This window comes from Microbacterium sp. KU4F (assembly GCF_056868075.1).
The window spans coordinates 1,602,769-1,616,255 of sequence record NZ_CP200324.1 but is presented as its reverse complement, the minus strand read 5'-3'; the positions used below and the strand labels follow the sequence as shown (position 1 = coordinate 1,616,255).

Sequence of the window (13,487 nt, the reverse complement as noted above, 5' to 3'; positions counted from 1 at the left end):
TCGATGTCTTTCACTCGCGGAGTGCGCCCCTTCCTGGCTGCCCCGCACCCGAAATGACCGACTACGGAGCCTCGACCGGCACGATTCGCGTCCCGGGCCCGGCTCGCGGGGCCCTGCCCTGGATCATCTGGGTCGCCGGCGCGTTCACGTACCTCGTCGCGATCGTGGGTCGCAGCTCGCTCGCGGGCCTCGGCACCGACATGGCGGTGCGTTTCGATGCCGGCTCCAGCACGCTCGCCCTGTTCACGACGCTCCAGCTGATGGTCTACGGAGCCATGCAGATCCCGGCGGGTCTGCTGCTGGATCGCTGGGGCGCCCGCGTCATCGGGACGGTCGGGATGCTGACGATGGCCGGCGGCTCGCTGTGGCTGGCGTTCGCCCCCGACGTGCCCTCGGCGATCCTGGCGCGCCTTCTGACCGGTGCCGGCGACGCGCTCATCTTCCCCAGCGTGTTGCGCCTCATCGCTCTGTGGCTGCCCGCCAAGCGGGTGCCGGTGCTGCAGCAGATCACCGCGCAGTTCGGTCAGCTCGGCCAAGTGCTCAGCGTCGTGCTGCTCACCTCCCTCGCCCACGGCGTCGGCTGGGAGAGCGCCTTCGCCGCTGTCGCGGGAGTCTTCGTCGTCTTCGCCGTTCTCGATGCGTTGATCATCCGCGAGCGGGGTCGGCCCGTGGCCGCCGACGGCAGGCCGCGCCCACGCCAGCTCGCGCTCGTGGTCGCGGCGCTGCGCGAGCCCGGCACGCGCCTCGGGTTCTGGATCCACTTCGTGACGCCTTTCGCCGGCACGGCGTTCGCGCTGCTGTGGGGCATTCCCTTCCTCATGGCGGGTGAGGGGCTCTCGCGTGATGCGGCCGCAGGTCTCGTGACCGTGTTCGTGCTGAGCGGAGCGGTGTTCGCCCCGCTCATGGGCATGCTCTCGGCCGCGCATCCCGGTCGGCGCCCACTCATCGCGCTGGGCTCGGTCGCGGCGCAGGCGGCGGCTCTGCTCGCCGTGCTCATCACCCCGGGCGAGGCGCCGCTGTGGCTGCTCGTCGTGTGGGTCGTGACCCTCTCCAGCGGCGGCGCCGCATCCATGATCGCGTTCGACGTCGTGCGCCGGGACAACCCACTCTCGCGGCTGTCGACCGCGACCGGGGTGGTCAACATGGGCGGTTTCATCGCGGCGCTCGTGCTGGTGTACGTCATCGGCGTCGTGCTGGATCTGCAGGGTGCCGACCCTGCCGCGTACACGCGCGACCAGTTGCGGCTGGCCATGAGCGCGACCTTCGCTCTGTGGATCGTGGGCACCGTGGGAGTCGTCGTCGAGTCCCGCGCGCGCCGGCGCGCCCACGGCGCGTACTAGCGCGTCAGACGGGCCGTGCGCATCCCGGCGACCAGCGCATCGACGGCCTCGGCCAGGGCGGCGCTGCTCGTGCGGCCGACGCCGGTGGCGTTGACGAACGCGTGGATGTGGCCGGGCACGACCTGCAGCGTGGTGGGCACTCCCGCCTCGCGCAGGCGCCTCGCATATGCGATGCCCTCGTCGCGCAGCACGTCGAACCCCGAGACGGCGACGTGCGCGGGTGGCTGCCCCGCGAGCTCGCCCCGCAGCGGCGATGCGCGGGGATCCGTGCGGTCGGCGGGCCGCGGCAGGTAGTGCTGGATGTACCAGTCCATCTGTCGTTCGGTGAGGAAGTAGCCCTCGCTGAAGAGGTCGTACGACGGGTGCTTCGTGCTCGTGTCGGTGACGGGGAAGAACAGCAGCTGGAAATCAGGTGGGGCATCGGCGGTCAGCTGGCAGACGACCGCACTCAGGTTGCCGCCGGCGCTGTCTCCCGCGACGGCGACCGTGGTGCCCCACTCCGGGTGATCGCGCACCCAGCGGTACGCGTCGACGGCGTCTTCGACGCCCGCCGGGAACGGATGCTCGGGGGCCAGCCGGTAGTCGACCGACACGACGCGCAGGTCGGTGTGCGCGGCGATGAAGCGGCACACGGAGTCGCACGAGGTGAGCCCGCCGACGACCCAGCCGCCGCCGTGGAAGTAGACGACCGTGCCGGTCGGTGCGCCTCGCGTCGAGCCCTGATAGAGCCGTGCGCCGACCTCGCCGGCACGCGTCGGGATGCGGATCTCCTCGACGAGTGCGACGGGATCGCTGCGCCCGAAGATCCGCGCCTCCGCATCCACCTGCGCGCGCGCCTGGGGGAGCGGCAGCTCCTCGAAGGCGGCGCCGGGAAGGGCGTTCAGCAGTCGGAGGGCCATCTGCACCTCGGTGAGCAGGCGTTGGCCGTCGACCTCGACCGGCCGGCCCGCGATCAGACGTTGGAGCGGCTCGGGCAGCGCTCCGAGGGTGCGGATGACGGCGCGCGTGACGCGCTCCTGTGCGGTGGAGCTCACGGGCGTCCTCCTTGTCGGTGGGGTGCGCAACACCCTAGGGGGCGCATCCCGCGCGGCTCGGGCCTCGACGGCCGTTCCCACGGACGCAGACGGCCAGACAGAATGACCGTATGAGCCTCCCCGCAGAGCGACCGTCGGTCCCCACCTGCTCCGACACCTCGTGCGGCTCGTGGACGAGCGTGGGGCGAGTGTCGACGACGCGCTGCGTCGGGCGGAGGTGGATCGCCGGTCGCTCGACGTGGACAGCACACGGGTGTCGCTGTCGCAGATGCGGCTGGTCGTGGCCGCGGCGGGCGCGGCCCTCGGCGATCCGGCGCTCGGCATCGAGCTCGGGCGGCGGCAACCGGTCACGGTCCTCGGCATGCTGGGTCTGGCGATGCTCTCCGCCGCCCGCATCCGCGGCGCGATCGAGGTCGCCGTACGGTTCCAGCTGCTGGCCGGGTCACCCGTGCGGTGGCGTCTCGAACGACATGAGCGCTCGCTGGCGGTCGTTGCGGAGACCTACACCGGAGACGCAGCCGTGGATCGGGTGCTGATCGACGCCGCCTTCGCGCACTTCACGCGCATGATCCACGACGTGTCGGCGGGCACTGCGCGACCGGAGCGGGTCGATCTCGCGCGGGCGCGTCCCACGGATACGGCGGTCTACGAACGCGGCCTGGGCGCGCCGGTGCGCTTCGCGGCTGCGCACGATGCCTGGTGGATCGGCCTGCGGGCCGCCGAGCTGGCGAATCCGTACGCGGACCGCTGGACGTTCGCCGCGACGTGCGCCGCGCTCGAGGTCGAGGCCGCATCTGCGGTGGACCGGCGTGAGCTGGTCGCCCGCATCTCGGCCCGGATCGCCGCCGAGCTGCCGGAGGTGCCTCCGCTCACGGCGCACGCCCGTGCGGCGGCGATGAGTGAACGCACGCTCCGGCGGCGCCTCGCCGAGGCCGGCACGTCGTACAACGCGCTCGTCGACGAGCAGCGTCGTCGGGTGACGGAGCGGCTGCTGGCCGCATCCGCTCCGTCGTTGGACGAGGTCGCCGCTGCGGCCGGGTTCGCGGATGCGCGGTCGCTCCGGCGCGCCACCCGGCGGTGGGTGGGGCTGTCGCCGACCGAGTGGCGTCGTGTCTCAGCCGGCCGGGCGGCGCAGCATCGCGACCGGCTGAGCTCCGGGCAGGCCGGTGATGGGAGTGAGCTCCTCGAAGCCGAGCCGGCGGTAGAGTCGCCGATTATCGGGAGTCGATGACTCGAGGTACGCGTTCTGGCGCATCGCGTCGAGCGCGCGCAGATGCGTCGAGAGCAGGGTCGCTCCCACGCCCCGTCCGCGGGCACGGGCGCTGACACCGATCTCGGCCAGATACCAGTGCGGCGCCTTCGGCCGGTACTGCTCCATCCGGTTCAGCAGTCCGAATGCGCGGGCGAGCCGCATCCAACCGATCGAGCGGACGAACAGGGGGAGTCGCTGTGTGAGACGGCCGAGCGCCCCTCGGCGTGCCTCGGGGCCCTCCCATGCGGCGACTCCCAGCAGCTCGCCGTCGCCGTCTCGCGCGAGGTCGACGGTGCCTGTCGCGTACGGACCGGCGCTCAGCGTGCCCTCGAACAGATCGGTCAGCCGTTCGCGACGGCGGTCGCGCTGCGGCACGATGACCCCGAGAACCGGGTCGTGTTCGAAGGCCTCGGCGAGGATCGCGGCCGCGGGGCGCAGTTCCTCGGCGCGAGCGGGAGCGACGGTGATGTTCGACATGGCGACTCCAATTGGTCCAAATGGATAAAACTAGTATGGAGGCAGGCGTAGACGATGGGCTCGGAGGATGCTGTGAACGATGAACCGCAGACGCGGCCATATCTGGCTGTGACCGAGCGCCGCCGACAGCTCCTCGATGCGGCCGTGGAGGTCATGCTCGAAGAGGGTGCCGGTGCGCTCTCGCTGCGCTCGGTTGCGCAGCGAGCGGGTGTGGCCCATCGCGTGGTGAACTATGCATTCGGGTCGAAGGCTGCTCTGGTCGCGGCGTTGCTCGAGCGGGAGTCGGAGCGACTCGCGTTTCGTGTGTGGGCGGAGCCGTTGCCCGTTGACACGCTCGAGGTGGCGGTGGCTGCGGCGCTCGGCTCCTTCCTGTCGGAGGTGCGCTCCGACCCGCGCAGATACGAGCGCCTGGCCGAACTGACCGCTCTCGCCCGTGCATCCGATGCCCTGGTGGATGCGGCGCGCACCGAGTCCGAGGCGTACCGGCGGATGATCGCGGAGCGCCTCGAGCTCTGGTGTGCGCAGCGAGGTGTCCGTCTGGCGTCGCCGCAGGTGGCGGTCTCGGCGATCCACGCGGCGGCGGACGGGCTCGCCGAGTGGTGGCTCACGACCAAGGATGACGCTCAGGTCGAAGCGGTGATCGCGGTGCTCGCGGGTGGTTTCGCCCGCGTGGCGGCGACGCAGTAAGGGCCGGTCGGAGAGGCTTCCGACCGGCCCTTGTCCCTTTGCACCAAGAGTGTCCTGCAATCACATGTCGGTAGCTGCCACAGCAAAACAACTACCGTGCGAGCACTCTATAACGGTGAGATAACGGAGGGGAAGAGGTTTCCGTTACCTTTTCGTGATTCTTTCCTCACGCATAGCTCGAGCCCAGGTTCGCGGGTCTTCCGGTCGGGTCCGGAGCGAATGACTCAGCCACTGACGACGTTCGCGGGACCGTCAGGCGCGCCGTCGAGCTGTTCTGGCTGACTTGTGCGGTGCGGGCTTGTGCACGCTGCGGCGTGCGCGCAACCCCCCTGTGTGAGCCGAGCGGGAGGAGTGGACTTGACGAGTCCCGAATCCGAAGGCATCGAACACGAGGGAGATCGTGATGAGCAACGCCGAGAACACCGGACGCGACGAGCACGACGAGAAAAAGCCCCACGACTCCGCCGCATCGGCCGGCTCCGAGTCGCACGAAGAGGGCGAGGCGGCGATGGATGCGGCCGAGGAGGCGGTCGTCGACCACGGTCGCGACTGACCGCACTCCGTATCGACGCGGCTGCAGCGCCGTCGCCGAAACAGCCGGCCGCTAGAGTTCGGCCATGATCCCGTTCGAGAACCTCATCGCCTTCGTCGTGACGTCGGTGGTGATCATCGTGATCCCGGGGCCGAGCGTGCTGTTCGTGATCGGGCGCTCGATCGCGCTCGGGCGTCGCGCGGGCGTTCTCAGCGTCGTCGGCAATGCCCTCGGCACGGTGCCCGCGGTCGTGGCGGTCGCCTTCGGCGTCGGAGCGATCGTCGCCTCATCCGTCGTGGCGTTCACGGTCATCAAGATCGCCGGCGCGGCGTACCTCGTGTGGCTCGGGATCCAGGCCATCCGTCACCGCCGCGCCCGCGTCGACGGCGTCGACCGCGCGCCGGTCTCGACCTTCACGCTGCTTCGCCAGGGCTTCGTCGTGGGGCTGACGAACCCCAAGACGATCGCGTTCTTCGTGGCGGTGCTGCCGCAGTTCGTCGACCCGGCGGCCGGGGCGGTGTGGCTGCAGCTGCTGCTCCTGGGGCTGATCTTCCAGACGCTCGCCCTGGTGTGCGACAGCGTGTGGGCGCTCGCCGCGGGGACGGCGCGCGCCTGGTTCGCCCGTTCGCCGCGCCGCATCTCCACTCTCTCCGGAGCCGGGGGCGTCATGATGATCGGCCTCGGCGGGGCGCTGGCGGTCAGCGGCTCGAAGAGCTGACCTTCGCTCAGCGCTCGCTCTCGAGCACCATGCCGACCGAGGTCGCGCAGGCGTCGCCACGCCACGCCTCGACACCCTCCCGCACCGCGAACGCGGCGATCACCAGGCCGGCGACCGCGTCCACCCACCACCATCCGAACGCGCTGTTGAGCACGAGTCCGACCAGCACGGCCGCCGAGAGATACGTGCACAGCAGGGTCTGGGCGGAGTCCGCGACAGCCGTGGCCGAGCTCACCTCGCGGCCCGCGCGTCGCTCGGCGAGGGAGAGGAACGGCATGATGACAACGCTCAACGCCGTGAGCACGATGCCGACCGGCGAGTGCTCCGCTTCGATGCGCGTCGTGAGCGCCCACACAGACGACGCGGTGACGTAGGCCGCGAGCGCGAAGAACGCGACGGCGATCACGCGGAGGGTCCCGCGCTCCCAGCGCTCAGGGTCCCGCCGGGTGAACTGCCAAGCGACCGCTGCCGCCGAGAGCACCTCGATCGTCGAGTCCAAACCGAACGCCACGAGCGCTGCGGAGGATGCGGCGGCGCCGGCCGCGAGAGCGACGGCTGCTTCGACGACGTTGTAGGCGATCGTCGCAGTCACGATCCAGCGGATCCGGCGCTGCAGCACACGGACGCGCTCTGCGCTCGGGGTGGCCGACGAGCTCATGCGCAGCGACAGGTCTCGCCGGCGCAGCAACCCGGTTCGACATAGAGGACGACCTTCAGCAGCTCGTCCAGGGCGGGAGCGAGGTGGCTGTCCGCGAGGCGGTACCAGGTGTGACGCCCTTCGGGGATGGCCTCCACCAGGCCGCATCCGCGAAGACACGCGAGCTGGTTCGACATCACCTGGCGCGATACCCCGAGGGCATCGGCGAGATCGGACGGGTATGCCGGGGCCTCGCGCAGGGCGAGGAGGACACCTGCGCGCGTCGGGTCGGAGAGGGCGTGTCCGAGTCGGGCCAGAGCAGCGGTGTGCGTCGCGGTGGCGCGGTTGAGCACGGTGGTCATGGATTGGATAGTACACGCAAGCGTGAACTATGACGAGGGTGTGCCTCGGCGTGATCAGCCGCGCGCAGCAAGCCAGGCGTCGAGCACGCGGCGGAACTCTGTGGGCTTCTCCACCCACGGGTAATGGCCGCAGTCCCTGATCATGGCGAGCTCCGCGCCGAGTACGGCGGCATACTCCTCGACAGGACGTCGGCCGGTGAGCAGGTCGACGTCCCCGCCGACGACGAGCGTGGGTGGCAGCGATGCAGCACGGATGAGCTCGACGGCGTCGGCCGGGATGTCGTGGAACCAGGCCTCGGCCGCGGCGAGACTCATGCGTCCGATGCCCGCGTGCGCCTGCTCGGTTGCCGTCCACCGGGCGTAGCTGGCGGGGGCCTGCCGGTGGAAGACCTCCTCGAAGGCCTCCTGCGTGTCGGGCTCGTCGTTCACGACGGATGTGTACCCGTCGATGCCCTCGGCGTCCTCTCGGAGCGCGACGAGGTCGTCACCGTCATGCGCGGTGCCGGTCAGCCAGGTCGCGGGCGGCGTCACGAGCGCCATGGAACGGACGCGGTCGGGAAAGCGGGTCGCGACCGCGAGCGAGAGGCGCGTGCCCGCCGAGTGGCCGATGATGTCGACCGCGTCGAGCTCGAGCGTGTCGATCGCTGCGACGACATCTTCGGCGTCGGTCCACCAGCCGCGGGAGAGGCCGCCGGATGCGGGAGTGCCGCGCGGGTGGAGGACGACGAGGGGGTGGATGTCGCCGATGCCGGCGAAGTCGGTGAGGTACTGGGGTGGGCGGCACGGTCCGCCGGGGATGACCAGGACGGGGCGACCCTCGGCCGATCCGAGCCGGGCGAGGACGACGGGCAGGGAGCCGGGGCGGAGTTCCACAGTGCCAGTTTCCCAGCTGCCATGCATCTGATCGCATACGACCTGGGGTTGAATCGAGGAGGGCGAGGCTGCTCGCCGCGACTGCCGGCGACACCCGCTCATCCGACCTCATCCGAGACGAGAGAAGCTCAGCGTGACCTACGGTTCGATCACCACCCTCCCGCAGGCCGCGGACGTCGCCGCCGAGGCGGCCCGTGACGCGGTCCGTACGCTCGGCGCCGCGATCGATGCGCATGGCAGCGCCGTGTGGGTGCTCGCCGGGGGCACTCGCCCATGGCGGCCTACGCGATCCTCGCGGCCCAGGATGCGGACGCGATCGACTGGTCGAAGGTCACGGTTCTCATCGGTGACGAGCGCTCGGTGCCGATCAGCGACCCGCAGTCGAACTGGGGCACGATCGCTCCCGCCCTGCTGGATCAGCCCGGCTTCGACAACATGGTGCAGCTGCGTCCGGACACCGACGTCGACGAGGCCGAGTCTGCGCGCCGGTACGCCGCGGCGATCGCGGCGCTGCCGAAGACGGATGCGGGCGCTCCGCGTTTGGACCTGGTCTGGCTCGGCGTCGGAGAAGACGGTCACACCCTGTCATTGTTCCCCGGCCACCCCGACTTCCGTCCGGTCGACGAGCTCGTGATCCCCGTCCACAACTCGCCCAAGCCGCCGCCCACCCGCATCACGCTCACGCTGAAGGCCCTTGACGGCGCGCAGCGCGTGGTCGTCTTCGCCACGGGCGCCGGCAAGAAGGATGCGCTGGCCGAGGCGCTCGCGGAGGGGAAGCTGCCGATCGCGGTCGTCGCGGCACACGTCACCGCGGCGGGCGGATCGGTGCAGTGGCTGTTCGACGAGGCTGCGGCCAGCTGAGCCGGTCGCTGCGCGCACGGGAGGAATAGACATGACCGCGGACACGATCTCCGGCTCTCCGCTGGAGGCACGCCCCTGGATCGCTTCCTACGCCGACGGCGTGCCGGCCGAGATCGAGCCCGTCGCCGAGACGCTCGTCGACCTTCTCGACGCATCCGTCGCGCGCTACGGCGAGCGGGTCGCGCTGGAGTTCTACGGCGCCGAGACGACCTACGACGAGTTGGGCGAGCAGGTCTCCCGCGCCGCCAACGCGCTGCGCAAGCTGGGTGTGCAGGCCGGGGACCGGGTCGCGCTCATCCTGCCGAACTGTCCGCAGCACGTCGTCGCGTTCTACGCGGCGCTGCGCATCGGGGCGATCGTCGTGGAGCACAACCCGCTCTACACCCCGCGTGAGCTGCGCCACCAGTTCGAGGTGCACGGCGCGGTCGTCGCCATCGTCTGGGACAAGGTCGCGGACACCGTCGCCGAGTTCCCCGAGGACGTCGCGCCCTCGGCCATCGTCTCCGTGCGGATGCCCGACGCGCTGCCGCTGGGCAAGCGCCTCGCGCTGCGCCTTCCGGTGGCCAAGGCTCGCGAGACGCGCGAGGCGATGACCACCCGCCCGCGCGCCCGCGGCCTGCTCGAATGGTCCGACTTCGTTCGTGTGCGCAAGCTCCCGCGCAAGTGGCCGAAGCCTCGTCTGGACGACACCGCACTGCTGCAGCTGACCAGCGGCACGACGGGCTCGCCCAAGGCGGCGATCCTCTCGCACCGCAACCTCCGCTCCAACGCCGCGCAGGGGCGCGCGTGGGTGCCGGGGCTCACCGAGGGCGGTGAGGTGTTCTACGCCGTGCTCCCGCTGTTCCACGCGTACGGACTCACCCTCTGCCTCACCTTCGCGATCTCTCTGGGGGCGCGTGTGGTGCTCTTCCCGAAGTTCGACGTGGATGCGGTCGTCGCCGCGACCGCGAAATCGAAACCCACGTTCCTGCCCGCCGTGCCGCCGATCTACGATGCGCTCTCGCGCGCCAGCACCCGCAAGGGCGTCGATCTGTCCAGCATCCGCTTCGCCATCTCCGGAGCGACGAGCCTGCCGGTGCCGACGGTGACGCGCTGGGAGGAGGCGACCGGCGGACTTCTCGTGGAGGGCTACGGCATGACCGAGACCTCGCCGGTCGCGCTCGGCAACCCGATCGGCCCCTCGCGGCGCCCCGGCACCGTGGGCGTTCCGTTCCCGAGCACCGAGATCCGGGTCGTCGATCCCGACGATCCGCGGGTCGATCGCCCGGCCGGAGAAGCGGGGAAGCTGCTCATCCGTGGCCCGCAGGTGTTCCAGGGCTACTGGCAGCAGCCGGACGAGACCGCGGCCGTGCTGCTTCCCGGAGGATGGCTGCGCACCGGCGACATCGTGACGGTGAGCGAGGACGGCTTCGTGACGGTCATCGACCGCGTCAAGGAGCTCATCATCACGGGCGGCTTCAATGTCAGCCCGACCGAGGTCGAGCAGGTGCTGCTGCTGCACCCGGATGTGGCCGAGGCGGCCGTCGTCGGCATCCCCCGTCCATCCGGCGGTGAGGATGTGGTGGCCGCGATCGTCACACGCGAGGGCGCCGTCTTCGACGCGTCCGCGTTGCGGGACTTCGCGCGCACGCACATCACCTCGTACAAGGTGCCCAAGCGGATCGTCGAGGTGCAGGATCTACCCCGCTCGCAGATCGGCAAGGTGCTGCGCCGCGTCGTCCGCGAGCGCCTCTCGGCCCGCTAGGGCGCGCATCGCCTGACCTACCGCATCGCCAGGCCGTCTGCTCAGTCGGTGAGCTGGCGGTAGGTCAGGTGGGGCTGATCGCTGAGAAGGTGCCCCTCGTGCGAGCGAAGCTCCACCTCGGCAGCGGGGATCGTCGCGCGGATGCGGCGGGCAGCCGCAACGGCGTCGAGCATCCGGTCCTTCGCGCCGAAGGTGGCGGTCACACGACCCCGGATGTTCCGCAACAACTCCGTCGGATGCTCGGGGAGCTTGTCGGTTCGAGGCGAGAAGTGTGCGAAGGTCTGCATCGCGTACCGGTCGAGCTGTCGCTGGAGTTCTGTTCGCGCTTCGTCGGTCCGGTGCGGCCCTGTGAGATAGGACAGAGCGCGCTTCCGGCCGGACTCCCCGAGCCCGGTGAGGAGGCCGGCCACAACGAGCGGGGCGATCTTGCGCGGACCGAAACCGCTGGACGAATGAAGGATCAGACGTTCCACCTGCTCGGGGCGGTGTGCCGCGAACGCCGTGGCGATCCACCCGCCGAGCGAGACTCCGACATAGGCGGCCGGAGCGCCGATGAGCTGTTGATGCGCTTCGAAGACCCAGCGGGCTTGATCCTCGGCGGCGAAGGGCACCCGGGTGGACGTGCTCCTACCGGGCTCGCCAGGCAGATCAAGCGCGTGGACGTGATGCGACTCGGCCAACTGCAGGATGGTCGGCGCCCAGGACAGCGCCGTCGAGCCCGAGCCGTGCAGAAGGACAACGGGCGGAGCTGTGGGAGATCCGGCGGTGATTGCGGTGATCTCGCCGATCGAGGTGAGGGCGACGCTCTGTCCGGCGTCGGGCAGGTAGCGGCGCAGAAGCCGCTCATATGTGTCGCGGATCTGGAGGGCACCAGTGCTGCTGCGATAGCGGAGGTCATTCATTCGTGATCTCCACGGCATTGTTGATGGTGACGAGGACGTCCAGAACGGCATCGAGCGGACCGGACGCGATGATCTGGAGCGCGAGATCATCTGGCATGCGCACGATCTGAAGTGCGACCCGGGGTGCCGCTCCATTCGCATTGAGCAGGTCTGAGACTCGCCGTTCCTGTTCCGCGCTCGCGGCGTCGACGCGAACGACGACGGAGGCTGCCGTCCGCGTCGACGCGCCTTCCTGGGTGGGCGCTGCCAGGGGCGCACCGCCTTCGATGAGCTTCAGATCCTTGATGTGAATGCGGTACTGCTTGCCTATGCGGGTCGCTTGCAGACGTCCACTGCGGATGTATTCGCGCACGGTACGGGGCCGAGCTGTAGACGGGCAGCGACGTCGTCGACACTCAGAAGTTCTTCCACGGCTACATACTGCCATAAACGTAGGTAAATGTATGTAAGGGAACTCTTCACTCGCGTGAGAGAGTGACCAAGCCGCGGCGCGAGGTGGTCTTCTCGAGGCCTTCGGTCTCGGCGAGACGCAGCGTTCGCGCCGGCAGCGGCGGGAGTTCGGGTGCCAGGCCGTCCGCCTGCTTCGCTATGCCGACCAGCAGGGCCAGGTCGACCCCCGGCGCCGTGACCTCGAGCCGCGCGTAGTCGCTGCCGGTGCCCCATCGCAGCCGCTCGATCTGGCTCAGGCGGAGCGCGTGCGTCGTCTCGCCGGCGGTGATCCAGACCCGGTCGCGCGAGACGCGTACGGTCGCATCGACAGAGCGCCTGCGCAGGAGCGCGGTGACGACGAGATAGGCCGGGAGGGCGAACAGCACCCCGAGCGCGAGGATCAGCAGGCGGGGGCCGAGCCGCTCGACGATGTCGCCGAAGATGATCAGTGCCGTCGCGACGATCGCTCCCGTCACGAGGATGGTGGCGACCATCCACGCGGTGAGTTCCCGCATCCGCATCGGGATCGCACGGAAGCGCACGATGACCGCATCGCCGTCGTTCTCCCATGCGAGTGGCACGCGGGGCCGCGCCCGGGCCTTTCCCGTGAGGAGCGAGGTGATGCGGCTGATGAGCGTGATCCAGACCCAGCCGGCCGCCGGCGGCAACGCGAAGAGGACGCCCGTGTAGACGGCGCGCGGTGTGCCCGGTGCCAGCAACTGCGGCACGAGTTCGATCGCGGCGAAGAGGGCCGGAGCGAGAGCGACCGCCATCACGAGATGCGCGATCGTGCCGGCGGGATGCGGCATGCGCACCGTGAGGTTCACGAACCAGATCCCGCACAGTGCGCCCGCCACGACCGACATCAGGTACGAGAAGAAGCCACCGTCGGTGAGGTACCCGGGGAGGGCCGCCAGCGCGCACGCGGCCGCCCAGATCAGCGGATTGAGGGCGATCCTCCGCAGCAGAGGCGGTCGTTTCGCCGCCTCGGCGGAGTCGTTCACGCGCCGATTCTATGAGGCCGCCGACGACGCTCCAGGAGTGGCTGTGAGAACTGGCACTCTCGGCATGAGAGTGCTAATCTGTGATTGTTGAGTCAAGAGGGCTCAACTTAGGGACTACGGGTCGGATCCGCATCCGATCCCGCTCGAGAGGAGACGACTATGGCTGCATACGACTCGCTCCGTGACCTGGAGCGCATGGCGAACACGTTCTTCGACACCGCACGGCGCGGCCCTCGGCAGATGCCGATGGACCTCTACCGCGACGGCGACCACTACGTCCTCACCGCCGACCTGCCCGGCATCGACCCCGGCTCGGTCGACGTCGACATCGACGGCCAGCTGCTCACCATCCGTGCTGAGCGCACGCTCTCGGCCGGCGACGGGGTCACCTGGATCACGCGCGAGCGGACGTCGGGCACCTTCCTGCGCCAGCTGAGCCTCGGGCAGGGACTCGACACCGAGAAGATCTCGGCGAGCTACCGCAACGGCGTGCTGAGCGTCACGATCCCCGTCAGCGAGAAGGCCAAGCCGCGCAAGGTCGAGATCACCACGGGTGACGACGCCCCGGCGCTGCAGGTCTCGGAGTCGCAGAGCTGACGCATCGCGGACAGCAGTAAGGGCCGGTCGGAGAGGCT

Annotated in this window: 16 protein-coding genes; 8 read left to right on the top strand and 8 right to left on the bottom strand. The window is 70.0% G+C overall.

Annotated elements, in window-relative coordinates; genetic code table 11:
* Nucleotides 1-53 precede the first annotated feature (53 nt).
* Nucleotides 54-1,340 (top strand): MFS transporter, encoded by a 1,287-nt coding sequence (locus tag AC1VNH_RS08215; RefSeq protein ID WP_483110824.1) that lies wholly within the window; start codon nt 54-56, stop codon nt 1,338-1,340.
* On the opposite strand, the gene AC1VNH_RS08210 is transcribed toward AC1VNH_RS08215, so the two are convergent.
* Nucleotides 1,337-2,374 carry an alpha/beta hydrolase gene (locus tag AC1VNH_RS08210; RefSeq protein WP_483110823.1) on the bottom strand — a complete coding sequence of 346 codons (1,038 nt, stop codon included), beginning with the start codon at nt 2,372-2,374 and terminating at the stop codon, nt 1,337-1,339. The genes AC1VNH_RS08215 and AC1VNH_RS08210 overlap by 4 nt on opposite strands.
* 169 nt (nt 2,375-2,543) lie before the next feature.
* Here AC1VNH_RS08210 and AC1VNH_RS08205 point away from each other — a divergent pair, with 169 nt between their 5' ends.
* Nucleotides 2,544-3,605 carry an AraC family transcriptional regulator gene (locus AC1VNH_RS08205; protein ID WP_483110822.1) on the top strand — a complete coding sequence of 354 codons (1,062 nt, stop codon included), beginning with the start codon at nt 2,544-2,546 and terminating at the stop codon, nt 3,603-3,605.
* Here the strand turns inward: AC1VNH_RS08205 and AC1VNH_RS08200 are convergent.
* Nucleotides 3,489-4,103, bottom strand: coding sequence for a GNAT family N-acetyltransferase (locus tag AC1VNH_RS08200; RefSeq protein ID WP_483110821.1), 615 nt, complete (start codon nt 4,101-4,103; stop codon nt 3,489-3,491). The genes AC1VNH_RS08205 and AC1VNH_RS08200 overlap by 117 nt on opposite strands.
* 72 nt (nt 4,104-4,175) lie before the next feature.
* Here AC1VNH_RS08200 and AC1VNH_RS08195 point away from each other — a divergent pair, with 72 nt between their 5' ends.
* The 3 genes from AC1VNH_RS08195 to AC1VNH_RS08185 all read left to right on the top strand — a co-directional run bounded on the left by AC1VNH_RS08195 (nt 4,176) and on the right by AC1VNH_RS08185 (nt 6,040).
* A complete protein-coding gene (locus AC1VNH_RS08195; protein ID WP_483110819.1) occupies nt 4,176-4,790 on the top strand; it encodes a TetR/AcrR family transcriptional regulator in 615 nt (204 codons plus the stop codon).
* A gap of 403 nt (nt 4,791-5,193) precedes the next feature.
* Nucleotides 5,194-5,343 carry a hypothetical protein gene (locus tag AC1VNH_RS08190; RefSeq protein ID WP_243233698.1) on the top strand — a complete coding sequence of 50 codons (150 nt, stop codon included), beginning with the start codon at nt 5,194-5,196 and terminating at the stop codon, nt 5,341-5,343.
* Nucleotides 5,344-5,407: 64 nt separating this feature from the next.
* The gene (locus tag AC1VNH_RS08185; protein WP_483110818.1) at nt 5,408-6,040 is read left to right on the top strand and encodes a LysE family translocator; all 633 of its coding nucleotides are present in this window, start codon (nt 5,408-5,410) and stop codon (nt 6,038-6,040) included.
* Nucleotides 6,041-6,047: 7 nt separating this feature from the next.
* Here AC1VNH_RS08185 and AC1VNH_RS08180 read toward each other — a convergent pair whose 3' ends face one another.
* From AC1VNH_RS08180 to AC1VNH_RS08170, 3 genes are read right to left on the bottom strand one after another with little or no spacing between them, the layout of a single operon-like run.
* Entirely contained in the window at nt 6,048-6,698 is a 651-nt protein-coding gene (locus AC1VNH_RS08180; protein ID WP_483110816.1) for a cation efflux transmembrane domain-containing protein, read from the bottom strand.
* A complete protein-coding gene (locus AC1VNH_RS08175; protein ID WP_483110814.1) occupies nt 6,695-7,039 on the bottom strand; it encodes an ArsR/SmtB family transcription factor in 345 nt (114 codons plus the stop codon). Before AC1VNH_RS08175 ends, AC1VNH_RS08180 begins: the two co-directional genes overlap by 4 nt.
* 54 nt (nt 7,040-7,093) lie before the next feature.
* Nucleotides 7,094-7,912, bottom strand: coding sequence for an alpha/beta fold hydrolase (locus AC1VNH_RS08170; protein WP_483110812.1), 819 nt, complete (start codon nt 7,910-7,912; stop codon nt 7,094-7,096).
* Nucleotides 7,913-8,185: 273 nt separating this feature from the next.
* Here AC1VNH_RS08170 and pgl point away from each other — a divergent pair, with 273 nt between their 5' ends.
* Nucleotides 8,186-8,773: a 6-phosphogluconolactonase gene (gene pgl, locus AC1VNH_RS08165; protein ID WP_483110811.1), complete on the top strand. Its 588-nt coding sequence runs from the start codon at nt 8,186-8,188 to the stop codon at nt 8,771-8,773.
* 31 nt (nt 8,774-8,804) lie between these two features.
* Nucleotides 8,805-10,517 (top strand): long-chain-fatty-acid--CoA ligase, encoded by a 1,713-nt coding sequence (locus AC1VNH_RS08160; protein WP_483110810.1) that lies wholly within the window; start codon nt 8,805-8,807, stop codon nt 10,515-10,517.
* Between the two features lie 41 nt (nt 10,518-10,558).
* Here AC1VNH_RS08160 and AC1VNH_RS08155 read toward each other — a convergent pair whose 3' ends face one another.
* From AC1VNH_RS08155 to AC1VNH_RS08145, 3 genes are all read right to left on the bottom strand, one after another.
* Nucleotides 10,559-11,419 (bottom strand): alpha/beta fold hydrolase, encoded by an 861-nt coding sequence (locus AC1VNH_RS08155; RefSeq protein WP_483110809.1) that lies wholly within the window; start codon nt 11,417-11,419, stop codon nt 10,559-10,561.
* Nucleotides 11,412-11,771 carry a hypothetical protein gene (locus tag AC1VNH_RS08150; protein WP_483110808.1) on the bottom strand — a complete coding sequence of 120 codons (360 nt, stop codon included), beginning with the start codon at nt 11,769-11,771 and terminating at the stop codon, nt 11,412-11,414. The genes AC1VNH_RS08155 and AC1VNH_RS08150 overlap by 8 nt, the downstream gene beginning before the upstream one ends.
* 106 nt (nt 11,772-11,877) lie before the next feature.
* Nucleotides 11,878-12,852 carry a hypothetical protein gene (locus tag AC1VNH_RS08145; RefSeq protein ID WP_483110807.1) on the bottom strand — a complete coding sequence of 325 codons (975 nt, stop codon included), beginning with the start codon at nt 12,850-12,852 and terminating at the stop codon, nt 11,878-11,880.
* A gap of 159 nt (nt 12,853-13,011) precedes the next feature.
* Between AC1VNH_RS08145 and AC1VNH_RS08140 the strand changes: the two genes are divergently transcribed.
* A complete protein-coding gene (locus AC1VNH_RS08140) occupies nt 13,012-13,449 on the top strand; it encodes an Hsp20/alpha crystallin family protein (RefSeq protein ID WP_243233709.1) in 438 nt (145 codons plus the stop codon).
* The last annotated feature ends 38 nt before the right edge of the window (nt 13,450-13,487 follow it).

Bases quoted from the DNA above. Each gene is read 5' to 3' on its own strand.
- AC1VNH_RS08215 (WP_483110824.1), top strand. From the start codon at position 54: ATGACCGACTACGGAGCCTCGACCGGCACGATTCGCGTCCCGGGCCCG.
- AC1VNH_RS08200 (WP_483110821.1), bottom strand. From the start codon at position 4,103: ATGTCGAACATCACCGTCGCTCCCGCTCGCGCCGAGGAACTGCGCCCC.
- AC1VNH_RS08190 (WP_243233698.1), top strand. From the start codon at position 5,194: ATGAGCAACGCCGAGAACACCGGACGCGACGAGCACGACGAGAAAAAG.
- AC1VNH_RS08185 (WP_483110818.1), top strand. From the start codon at position 5,408: ATGATCCCGTTCGAGAACCTCATCGCCTTCGTCGTGACGTCGGTGGTG.
- AC1VNH_RS08180 (WP_483110816.1), bottom strand. From the start codon at position 6,698: ATGAGCTCGTCGGCCACCCCGAGCGCAGAGCGCGTCCGTGTGCTGCAG.
- AC1VNH_RS08175 (WP_483110814.1), bottom strand. From the start codon at position 7,039: ATGACCACCGTGCTCAACCGCGCCACCGCGACGCACACCGCTGCTCTG.
- pgl (WP_483110811.1), top strand. From the start codon at position 8,186: ATGGCGGCCTACGCGATCCTCGCGGCCCAGGATGCGGACGCGATCGAC.
- AC1VNH_RS08160 (WP_483110810.1), top strand. From the start codon at position 8,805: ATGACCGCGGACACGATCTCCGGCTCTCCGCTGGAGGCACGCCCCTGG.
- AC1VNH_RS08155 (WP_483110809.1), bottom strand. From the start codon at position 11,419: ATGAATGACCTCCGCTATCGCAGCAGCACTGGTGCCCTCCAGATCCGC.
- AC1VNH_RS08140 (WP_243233709.1), top strand. From the start codon at position 13,012: ATGGCTGCATACGACTCGCTCCGTGACCTGGAGCGCATGGCGAACACG.